At 72.0% G+C, this 19,527-nt stretch carries 17 protein-coding genes; 11 read left to right on the top strand and 6 right to left on the bottom strand.

Going from position 1 to position 19,527, the window contains the following annotated elements:
• Positions 1–49: 49 nt before the first annotated feature.
• On the bottom strand, positions 50–2,329 hold the full coding sequence (locus tag ACTWJ8_RS12000) for an FdhF/YdeP family oxidoreductase (protein WP_356388165.1): 2,280 nt from the start codon (positions 2,327–2,329) through the stop codon (positions 50–52).
• A gap of 248 nt (positions 2,330–2,577) precedes the next feature.
• Between ACTWJ8_RS12000 and polA the strand changes: the two genes are divergently transcribed.
• Positions 2,578–5,247 carry a DNA polymerase I gene (gene polA / locus ACTWJ8_RS11995; RefSeq protein WP_356388286.1) on the top strand — a complete coding sequence of 890 codons (2,670 nt, stop codon included), beginning with the start codon at positions 2,578–2,580 and terminating at the stop codon, positions 5,245–5,247.
• Positions 5,248–5,294: 47 nt separating this feature from the next.
• On the opposite strand, the gene ACTWJ8_RS11990 is transcribed toward polA, so the two are convergent.
• Positions 5,295–6,110, bottom strand: coding sequence for a DUF4184 family protein (locus ACTWJ8_RS11990; RefSeq protein ID WP_443263790.1), 816 nt, complete (start codon positions 6,108–6,110; stop codon positions 5,295–5,297).
• Between the two features lie 197 nt (positions 6,111–6,307).
• Here ACTWJ8_RS11990 and ACTWJ8_RS11985 point away from each other — a divergent pair, with 197 nt between their 5' ends.
• The 3 genes from ACTWJ8_RS11985 (at position 6,308) to ACTWJ8_RS11975 (ending at position 9,394) form a co-directional block, all read left to right on the top strand.
• On the top strand, positions 6,308–8,047 hold the full coding sequence (locus tag ACTWJ8_RS11985) for a lytic transglycosylase domain-containing protein (RefSeq protein ID WP_356388169.1): 1,740 nt from the start codon (positions 6,308–6,310) through the stop codon (positions 8,045–8,047).
• 169 nt (positions 8,048–8,216) lie between these two features.
• Positions 8,217–8,351 (top strand): SPW_0924 family protein, encoded by a 135-nt coding sequence (locus ACTWJ8_RS11980; RefSeq protein WP_356388171.1) that lies wholly within the window; start codon positions 8,217–8,219, stop codon positions 8,349–8,351.
• 38 nt (positions 8,352–8,389) lie between these two features.
• The gene (locus tag ACTWJ8_RS11975) at positions 8,390–9,394 is read left to right on the top strand and encodes a DUF3068 domain-containing protein (RefSeq protein WP_443263789.1); all 1,005 of its coding nucleotides are present in this window, start codon (positions 8,390–8,392) and stop codon (positions 9,392–9,394) included.
• Here the strand turns inward: ACTWJ8_RS11975 and hrpB are convergent.
• Both hrpB and ACTWJ8_RS11965 read right to left on the bottom strand, forming a co-directional pair.
• Complete coding sequence (hrpB, locus tag ACTWJ8_RS11970; RefSeq protein ID WP_443263788.1) at positions 9,384–11,981, bottom strand: ATP-dependent helicase HrpB; 2,598 nt, start codon at positions 11,979–11,981, stop codon at positions 9,384–9,386. The genes ACTWJ8_RS11975 and hrpB overlap by 11 nt on opposite strands.
• A 33-nt stretch (positions 11,982–12,014) precedes the next feature.
• Complete coding sequence (locus tag ACTWJ8_RS11965) at positions 12,015–12,842, bottom strand: class I SAM-dependent methyltransferase (protein WP_356388177.1); 828 nt, start codon at positions 12,840–12,842, stop codon at positions 12,015–12,017.
• Positions 12,843–13,217: 375 nt separating this feature from the next.
• Between ACTWJ8_RS11965 and rpsA the strand changes: the two genes are divergently transcribed.
• The 5 genes from rpsA to ACTWJ8_RS11940 all read left to right on the top strand — a co-directional run bounded on the left by rpsA (position 13,218) and on the right by ACTWJ8_RS11940 (position 17,364).
• On the top strand, positions 13,218–14,720 hold the full coding sequence (rpsA, locus tag ACTWJ8_RS11960) for a 30S ribosomal protein S1 (RefSeq protein ID WP_356388179.1): 1,503 nt from the start codon (positions 13,218–13,220) through the stop codon (positions 14,718–14,720).
• 211 nt (positions 14,721–14,931) lie between these two features.
• Positions 14,932–15,870: a PAC2 family protein gene (locus tag ACTWJ8_RS11955; RefSeq protein WP_356388181.1), complete on the top strand. Its 939-nt coding sequence runs from the start codon at positions 14,932–14,934 to the stop codon at positions 15,868–15,870.
• Positions 15,871–15,912: 42 nt separating this feature from the next.
• Positions 15,913–16,521, top strand: a complete 609-nt coding sequence (coaE, locus tag ACTWJ8_RS11950; protein WP_443263786.1) for a dephospho-CoA kinase — start codon at positions 15,913–15,915, stop codon at positions 16,519–16,521.
• Positions 16,479–16,910 carry a DUF3592 domain-containing protein gene (locus ACTWJ8_RS11945; protein WP_356388185.1) on the top strand — a complete coding sequence of 144 codons (432 nt, stop codon included), beginning with the start codon at positions 16,479–16,481 and terminating at the stop codon, positions 16,908–16,910. Before coaE ends, ACTWJ8_RS11945 begins: the two co-directional genes overlap by 43 nt.
• A 91-nt stretch (positions 16,911–17,001) precedes the next feature.
• Complete coding sequence (locus tag ACTWJ8_RS11940; RefSeq protein ID WP_356388187.1) at positions 17,002–17,364, top strand: tetratricopeptide repeat protein; 363 nt, start codon at positions 17,002–17,004, stop codon at positions 17,362–17,364.
• A gap of 12 nt (positions 17,365–17,376) precedes the next feature.
• On the opposite strand, the gene ACTWJ8_RS11935 is transcribed toward ACTWJ8_RS11940, so the two are convergent.
• Positions 17,377–17,691: a DUF6343 family protein gene (locus ACTWJ8_RS11935; protein WP_443263785.1), complete on the bottom strand. Its 315-nt coding sequence runs from the start codon at positions 17,689–17,691 to the stop codon at positions 17,377–17,379.
• Positions 17,692–17,804: 113 nt separating this feature from the next.
• Here ACTWJ8_RS11935 and ACTWJ8_RS11930 point away from each other — a divergent pair, with 113 nt between their 5' ends.
• On the top strand, positions 17,805–18,494 hold the full coding sequence (locus tag ACTWJ8_RS11930) for a class I SAM-dependent methyltransferase (protein ID WP_443263784.1): 690 nt from the start codon (positions 17,805–17,807) through the stop codon (positions 18,492–18,494).
• A gap of 127 nt (positions 18,495–18,621) precedes the next feature.
• Entirely contained in the window at positions 18,622–19,032 is a 411-nt protein-coding gene (locus tag ACTWJ8_RS11925) for a DoxX family protein (RefSeq protein WP_443263783.1), read from the top strand.
• Between the two features lie 57 nt (positions 19,033–19,089).
• Here ACTWJ8_RS11925 and ACTWJ8_RS11920 read toward each other — a convergent pair whose 3' ends face one another.
• Complete coding sequence (locus ACTWJ8_RS11920) at positions 19,090–19,503, bottom strand: RNA-binding S4 domain-containing protein (RefSeq protein WP_356388194.1); 414 nt, start codon at positions 19,501–19,503, stop codon at positions 19,090–19,092.
• Between the last annotated feature and the right edge of the window lie 24 nt (positions 19,504–19,527).

Below are 19,527 nucleotides of genomic sequence, written 5' to 3'. Positions count from 1 at the left end.
GCTCCGTTCCTCGTGCCTGTTCGTGTGTCCCTGATGGCTGAGCAAACGCTCAGTCGGTCCTGGATTGTTCCAGGCGCACCACGACGGACTTGCTGGCGGGTGTGTTGCTGGTGTCCGCGGTGGCGTCCAGCGGCACCAGCACGTTCGTCTCCGGGTAGTACGCCGCCGCGCAGCCGCGGGCCGTGGGGTAGTGCACGACGCGGAAGCCGGGCGCGCGCCGCTCCACGCCGTCCTCCCACTCACTCACGAGGTCCACGTAGCTGCCCTCGGCGAGGTCGAGGTCCTTGGCGTCGTCCGCGTTGACGAGGACGACACGGCGGCCGTTCCTGATGCCGCGGTAGCGGTCGTCCAGGCCGTAGATCGTGGTGTTGTACTGGTCGTGCGAGCGCAGCGTCTGGAGCAGGAGGCGGCCCTCGGGCACGCGCGGGTACTCGACCGGGGCGGCCGTGAAGTTGGCCTTGCCGGTCGTGGTGGGGAAGCGGCGCTCGTCGCGCGGGGCGTGCGGAAGCGCGAAGCCGGACGGGTCGGCGACCTTCTCGTTGAAGTCCTCGAAGCCGGGCACCACGCGCGCGATGCGGTCGCGGATCGTCGCGTAGTCCTTCTCGAACTCCTCCCACGGGGTGAGGGATTCGGCGCCCAGGACGCGGCGGGCGAGGCGGGCCACGATGGCCGGCTCGGACAGCAGGTGGCGGCTCGCCGGGTCCAGACGCCCGCGCGAGGCGTGCACCATGCCCATCGAGTCCTCGACGGTGACGAACTGCTCGCCGCCGCCCTGAAGGTCGCGCTCGGTGCGGCCGAGCGTCGGCAGGATCAGCGCGCGGGCACCGGTGACCGCGTGCGAGCGGTTCAGCTTCGTGGAGACGTGCACGGTCAGGCGGGCGCGGCGCATCGCCGCCTCGGTGACCTCGGTGTCGGGGGAGGCCGAGACGAAATTGCCGCCCATGGCGAAGAAGACCTTCGCCTGCCCGTCGCGCAGCGCGCGGATGGCGCGCACCACGTCGAAGCCGTGCTCGCGCGGCGGGGCGAAGCCGAACTCCTTCTCCAGGGCGTCGAGGAACGCGGGGGCGGGGCGCTCGAAGATGCCCATGGTGCGGTCGCCCTGCACGTTGCTGTGGCCGCGCACGGGGCAGACGCCCGCGCCGGGGCGGCCGATGTTGCCGCGCAGCAGCAGGAAGTTGACCACCTCGCGGATCGTCGGCACGGAGTGCTTGTGCTGGGTGAGGCCCATGGCCCAGCACACGACGGTCCGCTTCGAGGCGAGGACCAGCTCCAGGGTGCGCTCGATGTCGGCGCGGGACAGGCCCGTCGCCGCGAGGGTCTCGTCCCAGTCGGCGTCCCGGGCGGCCCGCGCGAACTCCTCGTAGCCGTGCGTGTGCTCGGCGATGAAGGCGTCGTCGGTGGCGCCGTCCGTGGCGAGGATCAGCTTGTTGAGGAGGCGGAACAGGGCCTGGTCGCCGCCGAGGCGGATCTGCAGGAACAGGTCGTTGAGCGCGGCGCCCCTGGTGAGGCCCTTCGGGGTCTGCGGGTTCTTGAACCTCTCCAGGCCCGCCTCCGGCAGCGGATTGATGGAGATGATCTTCGCGCCGCCCGCCTTCGCCTTCTCCAGGGCGGACAGCATCCGCGGATGGTTCGTGCCGGGGTTCTGCCCGGCGACGATGATCAGGTCCGCCTTGTAGAGGTCTTCGAGCAGGACGCTGCCCTTGCCGACGCCGATCGTCTCCGTGAGCGCGGAGCCGGACGACTCGTGGCACATGTTCGAGCAGTCCGGCAGGTTGTTCGTGCCGAACTCGCGGGCGAACAGCTGGTAGAGGAACGCCGCCTCGTTGCTGGTGCGCCCCGACGTGTAGAAGACGGCCTCGTCGGGGGAGGACAGCGCGGTCAGCTCGTCCGCGATCAGGTCGAAGGCGCGCTCCCACGTCACCGGCTCGTAGTGCGTGCCGCCCTCGTCGAGGAGCATGGGGTGGGTGAGCCGGCCCTGCTGGCCCAGCCAGTACCCGGAACGCGTCGCCAGGTCGGCGACCGGGTGCGCAGCGAAGAACTCCGGCGTCACCCGGCGCAGCGTGGCCTCCTCGGCGACCGCCTTCGCCCCGTTCTCACAGAACTCCGCCGCGTGCCGGTGCTCCGGCTCGGGCCAGGCGCAGCCGGGGCAGTCGAAGCCGTCCTTCTGGTTGACGCGCAGAAGCGTCAGCGCCGTCCGCTTCACGCCCATCTGCTCGCGGGCCATCTTGAGCGAGTGCTTCACGGCGGGGAGCCCGGCGGCATGGTGCTGCGGCGCCGCGACCTGCGGCGCGTCCTGTACCGGGTCGGATGCGGGCGGCTTGCTTGCCATGGGTCGGCTCCCCTTTGAGCGGTCCTGCGATGCGCTGTGCGTGCTCCTGAGCGGTGCTGTGAGCTACGTCTCCGATCTTCGCACGGGGGTGTGACAACGCCGTTGCCGGACCGAGGTGGGCCGCGCTGTCAGTGGGGCGTGGCAGGATCGTGGGCGTGGCAGAGAAAGCAGCAGCGAAGACGGCTAAGAAGACGGTGGATCCGGTGGCGAAGGCAGCAGACGGCAGCTCGGGCGGGCGTCCCCGCCTGATGCTCATGGACGGGCACTCGCTGGCGTACCGGGCGTTCTTCGCGCTGCCCGCGGAGAACTTCACGACGGCGACGGGCCAGCCGACGAACGCGATCTACGGTTTCGCGTCGATGCTGGCGAACACGCTGCGCGACGAGGAGCCCACGCACTTCGCGGTGGCGTTCGACGTGTCGCGCAAGACGTGGCGCTCCGCGGAGTTCGCCGAGTACAAGGCGAACCGGTCGAAGACCCCGGACGAGTTCAAGGGCCAGGTCGAGCTGATCGGCGAGCTGCTCGACGCGATGCACACGCCGCGCTTCGCGGTCGACGGCTTCGAGGCCGACGACGTGATCGCCACGCTCGCCACGCAGGCCGAGGCCGCGGGCTTCGAGGTCCTGATCGTCACGGGCGACCGGGACTCGTTCCAGCTGGTCACGGAGAACGTGACGGTGCTGTACCCGACGAAGGGCGTCTCGGAGCTGACCCGGTTCACACCGGAGAAGATCGAGGAGAAGTATGGAGTCCACCCCTCCATCTATCCGGACGTGGCGGCGATCCGCGGCGACTCCTCGGACAACCTGCCGGGCGTCCCGGGCTTCGGCGAGAAGACCGCGGTGAAGTGGATCAACAAGTTCGGTTCCTTCGACGCGCTCCTGGAGAACGCGGACAAGATCACCGGCAAGGGCGGGGAGAACTTCCGGGCGCACATCGACTCGGTCCGGCTCAACCGGCGGCTGACCGAGATGGTGCGGGACGTCAAGCTCGACAAGACGGTCGACGAGCTCGCGCGCACGGCGTACGACCGCACGGCCATCGCGATGATCCTCGACACCCTGGAGATCCGTAACCCGTCGCTGCGCGAGCGCCTGTTCGCCGTCGACCCGGGCGCCGCGGAGGCCGAGGAGACGCCGGCCGAGCCGGGCGTCGAGCTGGACGGCACGGTGCTCGGCACGGGCGAGGTCGCCCCGTGGCTCGCCGAGCACGGCAAGGCGGTCCTCGGCATGGCGTCCGTCGACACCTGGTCGCTCGGCACCGGCTCCGTCACCGAGGTCGCGCTCGCCGCGGCCGGGGGAGAGGCCGCCTGGTTCGACCCGTCGACGCTCGACGAGGCCGACGAGAAGGCGTTCGCCGCCTGGCTCGCCGACGCCAAGAAGCCGAAGGTGCTGCACAACGCGAAGAGCGTCATGCGGGTCTTCGCCGAGCACGGCTGGACCGTCGACGGCATCACCATGGACACCGCGCTCGCCGCGTACCTGGTCAAGCCCGGCCGCCGCTCCTTCGCGCTCGACGCGCTGTCCCTCGAGTACCTGGGCCGCGAGCTGGCACCGGCGGGCCCCGCCGACGGGCAGCTGGCGTTCGGCACCGACGAGGACGACCAGGCCGAGGCCGACGCCCTCATGGTGCAGGCCCGCGCGATCCTCGACCTCGGCGAGGCCTTCGGCGAGCGCCTCAAGGAGGTCAACGCGGCGGAGCTGCTCACCGACATCGAGCTGCCGACGTCCACGCTCCTCGCCCGCCTGGAGCGGCACGGCATCGCCGCCGACCGCGCCCACCTGGAGAAGATGGAGCAGATGTTCGCGGGCGCCGTCCAGCAGGCGGTGAAGGAGGCGCACGACTCGGTGGGGCACGAGTTCAACCTCGGCTCCCCGAAGCAGCTCCAGGCCGTCTTCTTCGAAGAGCTCGACCTCCCGAAGACGAAGAAGACCAAGACCGGCTACACGACGGACGCCGACGCGCTCGCCTGGCTCGCCACGCAGACCGACCACGAGCTGCCCGTGATCATGCTGCGCCACCGCGAGCAGGCCAAGCTCCGTGTCACCGTCGAGGGCCTGATCAAGACGATCGCGGCGGACGGCCGGATCCACACGACGTTCAACCAGACGGTGGCGGCGACCGGCCGCCTGTCGTCGACGGACCCGAACCTCCAGAACATCCCGGTGCGCACCGACGAGGGCCGGGCCATCCGCCGCGGCTTCGTCGTCGGCGAGGGCTACGAGTCGCTGATGACGGCCGACTACAGCCAGATCGAACTCCGGGTCATGGCGCACCTGTCGGAGGACGAGGGCCTCATCGAGGCGTTCACCTCCGGCGAGGACCTGCACACCACGGTCGCCTCGCAGGTCTTCGGCGTGGGGCGCGACGAGGTCGACGCCGAGATGCGCCGCAAGATCAAGGCGATGTCGTACGGGCTCGCGTACGGACTCTCCGCGTTCGGCCTCTCCGGCCAGCTCGGCATCGACCCGGGCGAGGCGCGCGGCCTGATGGACACGTACTTCGAGCGGTTCGGCGGGGTGCGGGACTACCTGCGGCGCGTCGTCGACGAGGCGCGCGCCACCGGCTACACCGAGACGATGCTGGGGCGCCGCCGCTACCTGCCCGACCTGAACTCGGACAACCGGCAGCGCCGCGAGATGGCCGAGCGCATGGCGCTCAACGCGCCGATCCAGGGCACCGCGGCCGACATCGTGAAGATCGCGATGCTGAACGTCGACAAGGCGCTCACGGAGGCGAACCTCAAGTCCCGGATGCTGCTCCAGGTGCACGACGAAGTGGTGCTCGAGATCGCGCCCGGCGAGGCCGAGGCGGCGGAGGAGCTGGTGCGTCGCGAGATGGCCGGAGCGGTGTCGCTCCGCGCGCCGCTGGACGTCTCCGTGGGCCTCGGCACGGACTGGGAGTCCGCGGCCCACTAGGGCCTGGCCGGCCGGTGCGGGTCGCGTCTTCGCGGCCTGCACCGGCCTTACGTCACGGGGCTCGACGTGTCGGCAGGCTTCGTCGGCGAAGCCTTACGGGCACGGCTCACCAGCGCGTACAGCACCACCCCCACCGCGGCCCCCGCACCCGCCCCGAAGCACAGGGCCGGGATGATTTCCCAGGGCTGCCAAGGCAGGTCGGCCTCGTTCACGTAGGACAGCCAGCGCGTCACCCGGAGGGTGGCCGCAAGGCAGGCGCACGACGTGATCAGGAGGCAGCCGAGCCACCGCGGGCCGCCGACCGGGGCGGGGACGGGGGTGGCCGAGCGCAGGGCCCGCCACGCGAACCACGCCAGGACGGCCAGCGCCACCGCCGAACCCGCGTACTGGGCGTACCAGTACAACGGCGAGCCCGCGAAGGGTTCGTCGAGGATCGGGAAGAGACGCACGCCCCACCGGTCCGGATGCGTGAAGGCGTCCCAGACGATGTGCGTCGTCGCCCCGAGCACCGCCGAGGCGTACCACCACACCGGCCACCACCCCGTACGCGCACGGGGCCCGAGCACCGCCGCGAGCCGTCCCCGCAGCCGCTCCGGCGTGAGCCCGAGCAGCGGGTCGCGGACCAGCCGCCACACCCCCACCAGCGTCACCGCCAGCACCACGTCGACCGTGCACACGCCCGCGAACGAGTGCGTGAACGCGCCGAATTCCATGGCCCCCGGCACCGCGCCCGCCGCGTAGTACGTCAGATCGGGCGCGCACGACCCCGCGACGAGCAGCGCGGGAACGAACGGCCCGCGCCCCGCCCCGTCCCGCCGCACGAACGGCAGCACCGCCGCGGCATGGCTGATGGTGAACGGCACGTGTCCCCCCGCTGTCCCGTACGTGCGAGCGTGGCATCGTACGACACCCGGCACCCGGCCATTCGGTCAATACCGGGCACGAACGGGTGTCTGTGCGGCGGAAGTTGTCGTAGGGTCGGCGGATCGGTGCGCTGGGGAGCGCGCCGGTCCGGGAACGGTCGACACCGGTGGCAGGCGACAAGGGGAGGGTACGCGGCATGGCGGCGGTATTCGGCAGGCGACTGCGCAGGGGTGTCACGACGGCCGCGGTCGCCGCCGCGGCGGTGGCGGCCCTGACCGCGTCCCAGGCACCGGGCGTGAGCACTCCGAGCGCGGACGGCGGCAGGTCCGCGGCGGACCGCTCCGACGACACGCCGCCGGACTCGGCGACGGGCCCCGACTACTACACGGACCTGCCCCCGCTCGACAGCCCCACCGACGAGCCGACGACCCCGCCCGGCGGCTCCGCGCAGAAGGGCGACGACTCCGGCATCCCCGCGACCGTCCTCGACGCGTACAAGAAGGCCGCGGCCGAGATAGGCACCACGAAGCCGGGCTGCAACCTGGACTGGCAGCTGCTCGCCGCGATCGGCAAGGTCGAGTCCGGGCAGGCCCGCGGCGGCGACGTCGACAAGGACGGCAACACGCTGCACGCGATCACGGGTCCGCCGCTGGACGGCAACGGCTTCGCGAAGATCAGCGACACCGACGGCGGTTCCTGGGACGGCGACACGGTCCACGACCGGGCCGTGGGCCCCATGCAGTTCATCCCCTCCACGTGGGAGTGGGCGGGCCGGGACGGCAACGGCGACGGCAAGAAGGACCCCAACAACGTCTACGACGCGGCCCTCGCCGCCGGCCACTACCTGTGCCGCGCCGACCGCGACCTGTCCAACGCGACGGACCTGAACAAGGCGATCCTCAGCTACAACAACTCGACGAAGTACCTCGCCACGGTCCTGTCCTGGCTGGACTACTACCGCAAGCACTCCCACTCGGTCCCCGACGGCACCGGCGTGCTGCCCCGGCACCCGAGCACCGGCGGCGGCAGCGGCGCGAGCCCGTCGCCGACCACCAGCGGCCGACCGTCCGACCGGCCCTCCGGCTCGACGACACCGAAGAACCCGTCCAAGCCCCCGTCGTCCGGCGGCGGCTCCACGTCCCCCGGCGGCGGCTCGACGACGCCCGGCGGGAGCACCGGCGGCAGCACGGGCGGCGGTTCGGACAGCGGAGGCGGGACCACCTCGCCGCCCGTCACCAGCCCCGCCGAATCCGTCACCAAGCTCGCCGACGCAGGCACCGGCAGCCTCAGCACCATGGCGGGCGACCCCTTCACCACCAAGGTCTCGGTCAAGGCCAAGAACGCGGCGGGCTCCGGCGTCGGCTCCGTGAAGATCCGTTTCAGCATCGTCGGTGACACCGACTCCACGTTCTCCGGCGGAGCCACCAGCGCCACCGTCACCACCAGCGGCTCCGGCACCGCCACCGCGCCGGCCCTCAAGGCGGGCGAGAAGACCGGCTCGTTCACGGTCCGCGCCATGGTCGTCGGCCGCTCGGTGGCCCTCGACTACAAGGCGAGCGTCACCCCGCGCGCCGCCGACGAGCTGACCCGCGTCGGTGACGACGAGCTGAGCTGCGAGGCGGGCGGCACCTTCGCCAAGGCCGTCGAGCTGGCGGCCACGTACAAGGGCGCGGTCGCCGACAAGGTCGCCGCGACCGCCACCCTCGTGAAGTCGAAGGACGACGCGACGGAGGCCGACAAGGGCCCCTACTTCAAGGACGCCGACGGCAAGCCGGTCCGCACCCTCAAGGGCCTCGAGACCGACGCCGACGGACACCTCGTGCTGCCCAAGCTGTACGCGGACGACACCACCGGCACCTTCCCGCTGCGCGTCACCACGACGGGCGGCGCGACGATCGTCGTCGACCTGAAGGTGACCGCCGCCACGGCCTCGTAACCCGCCCCGCACAGCCCATGGTTGAGCCCCCGGCCGCACTCGGCCGGGGGCTCAACTACGTCCCGTACAAGCTGTTCTCATTCCCGCTCCGCGTTGCTACGGTGCACCGACCCGGAGGCCTGACGCCTCATCAGATTCCGTCTGTCACAGGGCTGCAGGGAGGTCGGACATGCGTGCCCTCATCGCCGCCGCCATCGGACTCGCCGCGGCACTCGCCCTCGTCCTCACCATGAGCGCCATCGGCGCCCCGCCGGGCGAGACGTCCCCGAAACCGCTGCTGCACTCGGTCCCGAAACACCCGTAGAACCCGTGACACGCCCGTAGCTGAGGAGGGCCGCCGCGATGCGCCGCAAGGCCAGCCTGATCCTGCTCGCCTTCGCCGTGTTCTTCACGGCGCTGTCCCCGCTGATGCGCTGGTACGCGTTCCCGCGCCTGGCGAAGATCCCGCCCAGCCAGTACCAGACGATGGTCCTGGAGGCGAAGAACGCGACGCTCGTCGACTACGGGACCATGAAGGAGAAGAAGGTCCCCAAGCTCAGCATCGTGCAGACCCTCAAGGGCAACGTCGAGGCGTCGGACAAGGTGGAGGAGAGCGCCGGACGCGACGTCGTCGTCTGGGACGGCCTCACCTACGTCGTGGGACCCGACGGCAAGATGGTCTCCCAGATCCCCGAGCGCTACATCTTCGACGCCCACAGCTCCGCCCCCGTGCACGCCAAGGGCGAATCCGTCGACGGCGACCCGGTCAAGCGCCAGGGCATCGAGTTCAAGTGGCCGTTCCTGACGGAGAAGCGGGACTACGAGTACTTCGACGCGCGCGCCCGCGTCACCCGCCCCATCCACTACAAGGGCACCCAGAACTTCCACGGCCTGAGCGTCTACTACTTCGAGCAGACCATCCCGTGGACGAAGGTCCCCTTCCCCAAGAAGCTCCCCGTCAAGGGCATCACCCCGGAGTCCGTCGCCAAGACCGGCACCAAGATGTACTACACGACGGTCCGCAAGTTCTGGGTCGACCCGACGACCGGCGCCCCCGTCTACGGCGAGGAGATCCACAAGGAGGAGATGCGCGGCGGCACGCTCCTCGCCGCCGACCCCGACAAGAAGGTCACCGCGTTCGCCGGCCACGTGAAGATGCGCCCCGACTTCATCGAGTCGACGGTCGACCTGGTGAAGTCCCAGCGCGTCCTCGTCCTCCTCCTGACGTCCTACCTCCCCTGGGGCTTCCTGATCCTCGGCGCGCTGCTGCTCGCGCTCTCCCTGTGGCTGGAGGCCCGCAGCCGGCGCCCCGGCGAACCGGAGGACACCCCGGCGGCCGAGCCCGAACCGGACCCGGTCACCGTCTGAGACGGGCGTTCGTGTGCCGCGTGGGCTCGGCCGTCGCCGGGTCCTCCGGCCACGGATGCTTCGGGTAGCGGCCGCGCAGATCGGCCCGCACGGAGCGGTAGCCGTCGCCCCAGAACGAGGCGAGGTCGGCGGTGACCGCCGCCGGCCGCCCGGCGGGCGACAGCAGGTGGACGAGGACGGGGACCCCGGCCACCCGCGGCGTCTCCCGCAGCCCGAACATCTCCTGCAACTTCACCGCCAGCACCGGCTGTTCGGGATCCGCGTAGTCGACCCGCACCCGCGACCCGCTGGGCACCTCGAGGCGCTCCGGAGCCAGCTCGTCGAGCCGGGCCGCCTCGCCCGTGGCCCACGGCAGCAGCCGCTTCAGCGCCTCCCCGGCGTCGATCCGCCCGAGGTCCGCCCGGCGCCGCGCCGCGCTCAGCTCCGGCTCCAGCCACTCGTCCACGCGCGCGTGCAGCGCCTCGTCGCCCACGTCGGGCCACGGCTCTCCTACGTGCCGCCGCAGGAACGCGAGCCGCTCCCGCAGCGCCACGGCGTCCCTGCCCCACCGCAGCAGCCCGAGCCCCTCCCGCCGCAGCCCCTCGACCAGCGCGTCCCTTACGAGGCCGGGGGCGGGCTCCCTGAGCGGGCGCACGGCCAGCTCGATCGCACCGAGCCGGGTCACGTGCCGCGCGACCACGTCGCCGTCGGCCCATGCCACTTCGTCGCCCTCTCCGAACAGCGGGGCGGCGGCCCGGCGCGCCGTCTCCTCGTCCACCACGGCGCCGAGCCGCACGCGCGCGTGCCCGGCCCCCACCGGCCGGTCGGCGACGGCGACCGCCACCCACTCGGCGTCCCGCAGGGTGGATCCGTCGGGAACGTCGGCGCGGGTACCGGAGACCATGAGCAGCGACCCGCCGGTCTTGCGGGCGACCCGCTCGGGGAAGGCGAGGGCGGCGACGATCCCGGCGACGTAGTCGTCACGACCGGCTCCGGAGCGGCTCACGCCGGCGCCGTCCGCGCCGCCGGTCACCCCGGTGCCACCCGGTTCGGTGGCATGGATGGGTGGGAGGGGCGTCTCCCGCGCCGAAGGCGCGGGGTCCGGGACCAGACGGGCCAGCCGCCGGACTTCTCGGGCCCACCGCCCGGCATACGCGTCCCGCCCCCGCCGCGCGCTCCCCAACGCCCGCCCCAGATCGTCCCCGTACTCGCGCGGAGGCTCCTCGCTCAGCAGCGCCACGACCTCCGCGGCCCGCTCGGCCCCCACCACGGGAGCCGCATCCACGAGCGCACGTCCAAGGCGCGGGTGCACCCCGATCCGGGCCAACCGCCCGCCCCGCCCGGTGGCCCGCCCCGAATCCCCCTCGACCGCACCCACCACGGCCAAAGTGGCCCGCGCCGCCGCCATCGCCCCGCCCGGAGGCGCGTCGAGCAGCGCGAGCCCGGACGCGTCAGGATCGCCCCAGCACGCCACCTGGAGCGCGAACGCCGTCAGATCCGCCACCTTGATCTCCGGCGCGGGGAAGCGCGGCAGCCGCCCGTCCTCCGCCTCGTCCCAGCACCGGTACACCACGCCCGGCGCCTCACGCCCGGCACGCCCCGCCCGCTGCGTCCCGGTCGCCCGAGAGGCCCGTACGGTCGTCAGCGCGCTCAACCCGCGCGCGTGGTCCACCCGCGGCTCACGGGCGAGCCCCGCGTCCACGACGACCCGCACCCCCGGCACGGTCAGCGACGACTCCGCGACGGCCGTGGCCAGCACCACCCGGCGCCGCGCGCCCGGCGCGAGCACCGCGTCCTGCACGGCGGCGGGCGCCCGCCCGTGCACCTGAAGCACCTCGACGTCGTCCGGCGTGCCCAACTGCCCGGCGACCCGCGCGATCTCCCCGACGCCCGGCAGGAAACACAGCACGTCGCCGTCCCGCTCGGCCAGGGCCCGCCGCACCACGGCCGCCACATGCGTGAGCAGCGCCGGATCCACCCGCATCCCGTGCGGCGGCCGCACCGGACGCGCGGGCGGCGCCCACACCACGTCCACCGGGTACGAGACGCCATCGGCCTCGACGACCGGGGCGTCGCCGAGCAGCGCCGACCAGCCCTCGGCGTCCGTCGTCGCCGACGCCGCCACGAGCCGCAGCTCGGGCCGCAGCGTCTCCCGCACGTCCCAGAGGAACGCGGTCGCGGTGTCGGCGTCGAGGTGCCGCTCGTGCACCTCGTCGAGCATCACGACGTCGACGCCGGCCAACTCCTGGTCCCGCTGCAGCCGTTGCAGCAGCACACCCGTCGTCACCACCTCGACGCGCGTACGGGGCCCGACGACGCGCTCGCCGCGCACCGTGTACCCGACGCTCTCCCCGGGCTTCTCGCCGAGCAGCCACGCCATCCGCCGCGCCGCGGCCCGCACCGCGATCCGCCGCGGCTCCGCGACCACCACACGCCGCACCGGAGCGCCCTCGTCGAGCAGCCCGGCCAGGACCAACGGCACGAGCGTCGTCTTGCCCGTGCCGGGCGGCGCGACGAGCACCGCGACGCCGTCCGCGTCGAGCGCGGAGGTCAGCGCGGGCAGCGCGGAACGTACGGGGAGTGCTCGCAGGGCGTCGTCACGGATCACGCGACCAGTGTCCAACGCCGCGGACGGGCGGAACTAACGGCGCTCGCAGACGAAGATCGCCGTGCCGGGGATCAGGTTGCCGCGCAGCGGGGACCAGCCGCCCCACTCCTGCGTGTTCCACTCGGGCCACTCGGGCTCCACGAGATCGACGAGCCGGAAGCCGCCCGCCACGATGTCCCGCACCCGGTCGCCGACCGTCCTGTGGTGCTCGACGTACACGGCACGCCCCTGGTCGTCCTGCTCCACATAAGGGGTGCGGTCGAAGTACGACGCGGAGACCGACAGGCCCTCGGGGCCCGGCTCGTCGGGGAACGCCCAGCGGATCGGATGCGTGACCGAGAAGACGAAGCGGCCGCCGGGCCGCAGCACTCGGTGCACCTCGCGGAGCACCTTCACCTGGTCCGCGACGAAGGGCAGCGCGCCGTACGCGGAGCAGGCCAGGTCGAAGGAGCCGTCCTTGAAGGGGAGCACCCCGGCGTCGGCCTCCACGAGCGGCACCTTGCCGCCGTCGATGCGCAGCGCGTGCTGGAGCTGCCGGTGCGAGAGATCGAGGGCGACGGGGCGCGCGCCCTGCGCGAGCAGCCAGCGCGAGCACTGCGCGGCGCCCGCGCCGATCTCCAGGACGTCCTTGCCCGCGAGGTCGTCGAGCGGGCCGAGCAGCTCGGCCTCCATCTCGTCGAGCCCCTCGGGGCACCACACGAAACGGTCGTCCCCCAGGAACGTGCCGTGCTCGATCTGGTACTCGTCCGCGTTCCTGTCCCACCAGCCGCGATTGGCCCGTGAGCTCTCCGACGTGTCCGCGTCACGGCGGGTCGCCGTGGAGTCGTCGTCGATCGAGGCGGGGGAGTCGTACGCTTCCATTGGTCCGGACTCTTGGATGATCGGCTCCCTCGTAATAGTGTGCGGGCCCTGCGGGGCCACGGCGGCGCCAGTGGCCTCCTGCGACAGGTTTTCTGCCGGGTATGCGGCGATCCGCCCCGGGTGTGCGCGTTCGCGCATTGACCCTGTCCGGCTGCCCCCGTATGCTACAAGTTGCGCTGCGGGCCTGCGCACCTCGGACATAGCAGGCTGTGCTCGCATCTGTTGTATGTCCCCTCGGTTATCGAGGCGCCACCGGTTCCCCAAGGGAAGCCCGGATTCGGCGCTTCCAAGGCTGTCCGGCTTCTTCAGAGCGAAACGGGCTCCCGGCGTAGCAGTACCCACCGACTTTCAATGTCCGCCGGAGCCCTTTCCCACATGACGAGCAGCACCGAGACCACCGCCACCACCCCGCAGGTTGCGGTCAACGACATCGGTAACGAGGAAGCTTTCCTCGCCGCCATCGACGAGACGATCAAGTACTTCAACGATGGCGACATCGTCGACGGCGTCATCGTCAAGGTTGACCGGGACGAGGTCCTCCTCGACATCGGTTACAAGACCGAAGGTGTCATCCCGAGCCGCGAGCTCTCGATCAAGCACGACGTCGACCCGAACGAGGTCGTGGCCGTCGGCGACGAGATCGAGGCCCTGGTTCTCCAGAAGGAGGACAAGGAAGGCCGTCTCATCCTGTCCAAGAAGCGCGCTCAGTACGAGCGTGCCTGGGGCACGATCGAGAAGATCAAGGAAGAGGACGGCATCGTCACCGGTACCGTCATCGAGGTCGTCAAGGGTGGTCTCATCCTCGACATCGGCCTCCGTGGCTTCCTGCCGGCCTCCCTCGTCGAGATGCGCCGTGTCCGCGACCTCCAGCCGTACGTGGGCAAGGAGCTCGAGGCGAAGATCATCGAGCTGGACAAGAACCGCAACAACGTGGTCCTGTCCCGCCGTGCCTGGCTCGAGCAGACCCAGTCCGAGGTGCGCCAGACGTTCCTCACCACCCTGCAGAAGGGTCAGGTCCGCTCCGGCGTCGTTTCCTCGATCGTCAACTTCGGTGCCTTCGTGGACCTGGGTGGCGTCGACGGTCTCGTCCACGTCTCCGAGCTCTCCTGGAAGCACATCGACCACCCGTCCGAGGTTGTCGAGGTCGGCCAGGAAGTCACCGTCGAGGTCCTCGACGTCGACATGGACCGCGAGCGTGTCTCCCTGTCGCTGAAGGCGACGCAGGAAGACCCGTGGCAGCAGTTCGCCCGCACGCACCAGATCGGCCAGGTCGTTCCCGGCAAGGTCACGAAGCTGGTTCCGTTCGGTGCGTTCGTCCGCGTCGACGAGGGCATCGAGGGCCTGGTCCACATCTCCGAGCTGGCCGAGCGCCACGTGGAGATCCCGGAGCAGGTCGTCCAGGTCAACGACGAGATCTTCGTCAAGGTCATCGACATCGACCTCGAGCGTCGCCGCATCAGCCTCTCGCTGAAGCAGGCCAACGAGGCCTTCGGCGCCGACCCGTCGGCCGTCGAGTTCGACCCGACCCTGTACGGCATGGCCGCGTCCTACGACGACCAGGGCAACTACATCTACCCCGAGGGCTTCGACCCCGAGACCAACGACTGGCTCGAGGGCTACGAGACCCAGCGCGAGGCCTGGGAGACCCAGTACGCCGAGGCGCAGCAGCGCTTCGAGCAGCACCAGGCTCAGGTCATCAAGTCCCGCGAGGCCGACGCTCAGGCCGAGGCCGAGGGTGCGGCCGCTCCGCAGGGTGCGGCTCCGGCCGCCTCCGGCGGCGGCTCGTACTCCTCCGAGTCGCAGGACAACTCCGGCGCCCTCGCCTCGGACGAGGCGCTGGCCGCGCTTCGCGAGAAGCTGGCGGGTGGCCAGAGCTGAAACGCTCTGCGCTAGCAGGTAGTTAGCGGTTGGGCCGCACCGGGAGGTGCGGCCCAACCGTTTTTTTTGTGCCCTGGGCCACAGGGGCTCGCCCCGTCGGCCGTGTCACCGGCGAGGTGTTGCGCGCGCGGTTCCCCGCGTCCCCAGAACAGGGAATGTGTTGGCACGCTCCCGTCGTTGTTCGGGTGGAACACGAGGAGGAGCGGTCGCTGTGTTTGATCCGCAGGATTTGTACTCATGGGAGCCGAAGGGGCTCGCCGCCGTGGACATGGCGCTGGCCCAGGAGTCGGCGGGGCTGGTCATGCTCTACCACTTCGACGGATACATCGACGCGGGGGAGACCGGCGACCAGATCGTCGAGCGTCTCATCGACTCCCTGCCGCACCAGGTGGTCGCCCGCTTCGACCACGACCGGCTCGTGGACTACCGGGCGCGACGCCCGCTGCTCACGTTCCGGCGCGACCGGTGGACCGAGTACGAGACGCCGGTCCTGGAGGTGCGGCTCGTGCAGGACGCCACGGGCGCGCCGTTCCTGCTGCTCGCCGGGCCCGAGCCGGACGTCGAGTGGGAACGCTTCGCGGCCGCCGTCGGCCAGATCGTGGAGCGCCTCGGCGTGCGCCTCGCGGTGAACTTCCACGGGATCCCGATGGGCGTCCCGCACACCCGCCCCGTCGGCCTCACCCCGCACGGCAACAGGACCGACCTGATCCCCGGGCACCGCAGCCCGTTCGACGAGGCGCAGGTGCCGGGCAGCGCCGCGGCCCTCGTCGAGTACCGGCTCATGGAGGCCGGGCACGACGTCCTCGGTGTCGCCGCGCACGTGCCGCACTACATCGCCCGCTCCGCGTACCCGGACGCCGCGCTGACCGTCCTCGAGGCGATCACGGCGGCGACCGGAATGGTGCTGCCGGGCGTCGCGCACGGACTGCGCACGGACGCGCACCGCACCCAGACGGAGATCGACCGGCAGGTGCAGGAGGGCGACGAGGAGCTGGTGTCCCTGGTGCAGGGGCTCGAGCACCAGTACGACGCGGCGGCCGGCGCCGACCAGCGCGGCAACATGCTGGCGGAGCCCGTGGACATCCCGTCGGCGGACGAGATCGGCAAGGAGTTCGAGAAGTTCCTGGCGGAGCGCGAGGGCGACGCCTGACGGCACTGCATGATCGGCCCGGCAGGGCCTAAGCTTCCGCTTATGTTGAAGGTGGGGCTGACCGGCGGCATCGGCGCCGGCAAGAGTGAGGTGTCGCGGCTGCTCGTGGAGCGGGGGGCCGTGCTGATCGACGCCGACAGGATCGCGCGCGAGGTCGTCGAGCCCGGGACCGAGGGGCTCGCGGCCGTCGTCGAGGCGTTCGGCGACGAGGTGCTCGCCGCGGACGGGAGCCTCGACCGGCCGAAGCTCGGCTCGATCGTGTTCGCCGACTCCGGGAAGCTCGCCACGCTCAACAAGATCGTGCATCCGCTGGTCGGCGCCCGCTCCGCCGAGCTGGAGGCCGCGGCGGGCGCCGACTCGGTCGTCGTGCACGACGTGCCGTTGCTCACGGAGAACGGGCTGGCGCCCCTCTACGACCTCGTGGTCGTCGTCGACGCGGGCCCCGCCACCCAGCTCGACCGCCTCACCCGGCTGCGCGGCATGACCGAGGAGGACGCGCGGGCCCGGATGGCCGCGCAGGCCACCCGCGAGAAGCGGCTCGAGATCGCGGACATCGTGATCGACAACGACGTACCGCTCGACCGGCTCACGGAGCGGGTCGACGAGGTGTGGGCGGAGCTGGCGCGCCGGGCGCGTGCCGCGACCGCGTGATCGTCCTCGCCGCCTGCACCGCGCTGGGCGGCCTGGTGGCGCTGATGGCGGGCGCGTACGGACTGCGGCGCACGCGCAGGGTCCGGGGCGCGGGGAACGTGGCGCGGGCCCTGGTCAAGCCGCCGCGGCAGGGCTCCGAGCGGCCGCTGCTGCAGTTCGAGACGGAGGACGGCCGGGTCGTCGAGGTGGTCTCGCCCGAGCCGCCCAGCAAACGGCGGCCGCTGCCCGCGGGGGCGCTGGTCAGCGTCGCGTACGACGTCGACGATCCGCGCGAGACCGTGCTGCTGGGCGGGGAACGGCCCGGCGTGGACCGGGCGTTCATGCTCGCCGGGGCGTTGCTCGTGCTCGTCGGCATGGTGCTCACGGTGTCCCTGAGCCGCTCGCGCTGAACAGGGCGCGTGTTCCCCGGGCGGGCCCCGGGCAGGAATAGCCCTTACGGTTCGCGGTGTTGACGTGGTCGACACCAGGAGGGAGTCCGCCGTGCCCGAAGCCACCCCGGAGACGCACGTCATCGACTACCGCGCCGCCGAGCAGCTGCTCGACGCGCGGGATCCGCGTGGAGCAGTGAAGCTCCTGGACGAGGTCATCGCGGTGTACCCCGAGAACACGGCGGCGCGGCTGCTGCGGGCCCGCGCGTTCTTCGCCGCCGCGCAACTGCGGGCGGCCGAGCTGGAGTTCACGATCGTCCTGGAGCGCGAGCCGGACAACGCGTTCGCGCACTTCGCGCTGGCCAGGACGTACGAGCGGGGCTCGCGGCATCAGCAGGCCAAGCGTCACTTCCGGCTCGCCGCGGCCCTCGACCCGAAGCCGGAGTACGTACGGGCGGCCCGCTTCGACGACTGATCCGGCCCGGCCTCACCGCGGCCTGCGGTACGGCGGGATGTCGCGGCCGGGCTGGTAGTGCGGGCCCTGGCGGATGTGCCGCACGATCATGAACAGGTCGACCGTCGTGATCAGCCACAGGATCCCGCAGGCCAGCGCCCACCACGGGCGGTGCGCCAGCAGGAACGCGACCGTGCCGAAGACCGTCCAGGCGAGCCCGAAGAGCGCCAGGCCGAGACGGAGCCGCAGTGGGCTGCGCGCGGTGACCGGCTCGTCACCGGTCCGCACGAAGTGCGCCGGATGCGGCAGGTGGGGCGTGTGATGCGGGTTTGTATGCGTACGGGCCATGGTCGCCATCCCCTCGGCGCGTGCACGACGGGCAGGGGGCCGTACGGGCTCCCTCTTCCAGGGTGCCACGCGCGGGCGGGGAACGGCGGTCGCGGGCGGTTCGTTGGGCGGGCATGGGTCTTGAGATGCGTACGGGATACGAGGGCACGGGACCGGGAGCGATCACGCCGGACGGGTGCGCGGTGGAGCTCTACTCGCGGCTCGCGGTCGAGGGCGAACCGGACGTCGTCGCGGGGGCCGTGGCCGCGGGCGCGAGCCTCCTGGAGCTGGGCTGCGGCGTCGGCCGCGTCACGCATCCGCTGGTCGAGCGGGGCTTCCGGGTGACGGCGGTCGACGAGTCGCCGGAGATGCTGGAGCGGGTCAGGGGCGCGCGCACGGTGCGCGGCGCCATCGAGCGCCTCGACCTCGGCGAGACGTTCGACGCGGTGATCCTCGGGTCGATCCTCGTGCACACCGGGGACGCCGAGGTGCGCGCGGGCATGCTCGCCGCGTGCCGCCGCCATGTCGCGGACGACGGCTGCGTGCTGATCCAGCGGGAGCGACCGGGCGCGCACGAGAACCTGCCGCGGGAGGTGGAGCTGCCCGGCGGGCTCACCATCCGCAAGCTGCACTCGGAGCCGGTCGGCGACGGCGTGCGCTCGGTGAAGGTCGAGTACGAGTTCCCGGACGCCGTGTGGACGCAGACGTACCGGTGCAGGCCGCTGAGCCAGGAGGAGTTCGAACAGGCCCTCGCGGAGGCCGGGTTGCGGATCGACCGGGTGCTGACGGAGGACGGCTCCTGGGTGCGGGCGGTGCCGGCGTAACGGGACGGGGCGTCGGGCAACGGCGGGCGCGCGGCGATGAGTTCGGGACCGGCGGCGGGTCTACCTCTGTGACAGCGCACCGCACCGTGCGGGCCGCGTCCCCCTTCGTCCACCGAGGAGCCCCGTCATGTCGAACGCCACCGCCGTCGCGCCCGTCCGTTCCCGCGCCGCCCGGATCACGCTGCACACCGTCACCGTCGTGCTCGCCCTGTTCTACGGGATCGCGAGCGGTCTGCCGAAGCTGATCGCGCACCCCACGGCCGTCGAGGCCTTCGACGGCATCGGGTGGGGCAGGCCCGGCATGTACGCCATCGGGCTGCTCGAAGTCGCCGGGGCCGTCGGCCTGTTGGTGCCCGTGCTCTCCGGGCTCGCCGCGCTCGGTCTGGGCGTGCTGATGGTCGGCGCGTTCTTCATGCAGGTCGTGGTCTTCCACGGGGAGAACGCGGCGACGCCGGTGATCCTGCTGGTGCCGCTCGCCGCCCTCGCGTGGACGCGGCGGGCGCGGAACCGGGAGCTGCTCACCCTCCTGCGCAGGTGAGGGCGGCCGTGCCCGTGTCGGGCCCCGAGCCGAGGCGCCCACCCGGGCGGCCTCGGCTCACTGCTGCTCGGGCCCCTGCCCGAAGATGCCGCGCAGCCGCTCCAGCTCCCTGCGGTCCCGCTTCGTCGGGCGGCCCGTGCCGCGGTCGCGGACGCCGACCGGGGCGACCACCGCGCGCGGGGGCGGCGGCGGTGAGTTGTCGATGTAGGCCTCGGCGGCGACCGGCGCGCCGACCCGCTTGCGGATCAGCCGCACCACCTTGACCAGGCGCTCGCGCCCGCCGGGCTGGCGCACCCGCACCTCGTCGCCGACGTGCAGCGCGTACGCCGGCTTGACGCTCGTCCCGTTGACCTTGACGTGTCCGCCCTTGCAGGCGGCGGCGCCCGCCGAGCGGGTCTTGACGAGCCGCACGGCCCAGATCCAGCTGTCGACCCGCACGGTCCCGCCGTCACCCGGTGTCTCCGATGCCATGCCATCGACCTTAGCGCCGTTGTC

It is taken from the genome of Streptomyces sp. SDT5-1, from assembly GCF_052245995.1.
Classification (GTDB): Bacteria; Actinomycetota; Actinomycetes; order Streptomycetales; family Streptomycetaceae; genus Streptomyces.
Note: the sequence above shows the minus strand (reverse complement) of the source record. Positions and strands in the feature narration are given on the sequence as shown.

Bases quoted from the DNA above. Each gene is read 5' to 3' on its own strand.
- ACTWJ8_RS12000 (WP_356388165.1), bottom strand. From the start codon at position 2,329: ATGGCAAGCAAGCCGCCCGCATCCGACCCGGTACAGGACGCGCCGCAG.
- polA (WP_356388286.1), top strand. From the start codon at position 2,578: ATGCTCATGGACGGGCACTCGCTGGCGTACCGGGCGTTCTTCGCGCTG.
- ACTWJ8_RS11985 (WP_356388169.1), top strand. From the start codon at position 6,308: ATGGCGGCGGTATTCGGCAGGCGACTGCGCAGGGGTGTCACGACGGCC.
- ACTWJ8_RS11980 (WP_356388171.1), top strand. From the start codon at position 8,217: ATGCGTGCCCTCATCGCCGCCGCCATCGGACTCGCCGCGGCACTCGCC.
- ACTWJ8_RS11975 (WP_443263789.1), top strand. From the start codon at position 8,390: ATGCGCCGCAAGGCCAGCCTGATCCTGCTCGCCTTCGCCGTGTTCTTC.
- ACTWJ8_RS11965 (WP_356388177.1), bottom strand. From the start codon at position 12,842: ATGGAAGCGTACGACTCCCCCGCCTCGATCGACGACGACTCCACGGCG.
- rpsA (WP_356388179.1), top strand. From the start codon at position 13,218: ATGACGAGCAGCACCGAGACCACCGCCACCACCCCGCAGGTTGCGGTC.
- coaE (WP_443263786.1), top strand. From the start codon at position 15,913: ATGTTGAAGGTGGGGCTGACCGGCGGCATCGGCGCCGGCAAGAGTGAG.
- ACTWJ8_RS11935 (WP_443263785.1), bottom strand. From the start codon at position 17,691: ATGGCCCGTACGCATACAAACCCGCATCACACGCCCCACCTGCCGCAT.
- ACTWJ8_RS11930 (WP_443263784.1), top strand. From the start codon at position 17,805: ATGGGTCTTGAGATGCGTACGGGATACGAGGGCACGGGACCGGGAGCG.
- ACTWJ8_RS11925 (WP_443263783.1), top strand. From the start codon at position 18,622: ATGTCGAACGCCACCGCCGTCGCGCCCGTCCGTTCCCGCGCCGCCCGG.
- ACTWJ8_RS11920 (WP_356388194.1), bottom strand. From the start codon at position 19,503: ATGGCATCGGAGACACCGGGTGACGGCGGGACCGTGCGGGTCGACAGC.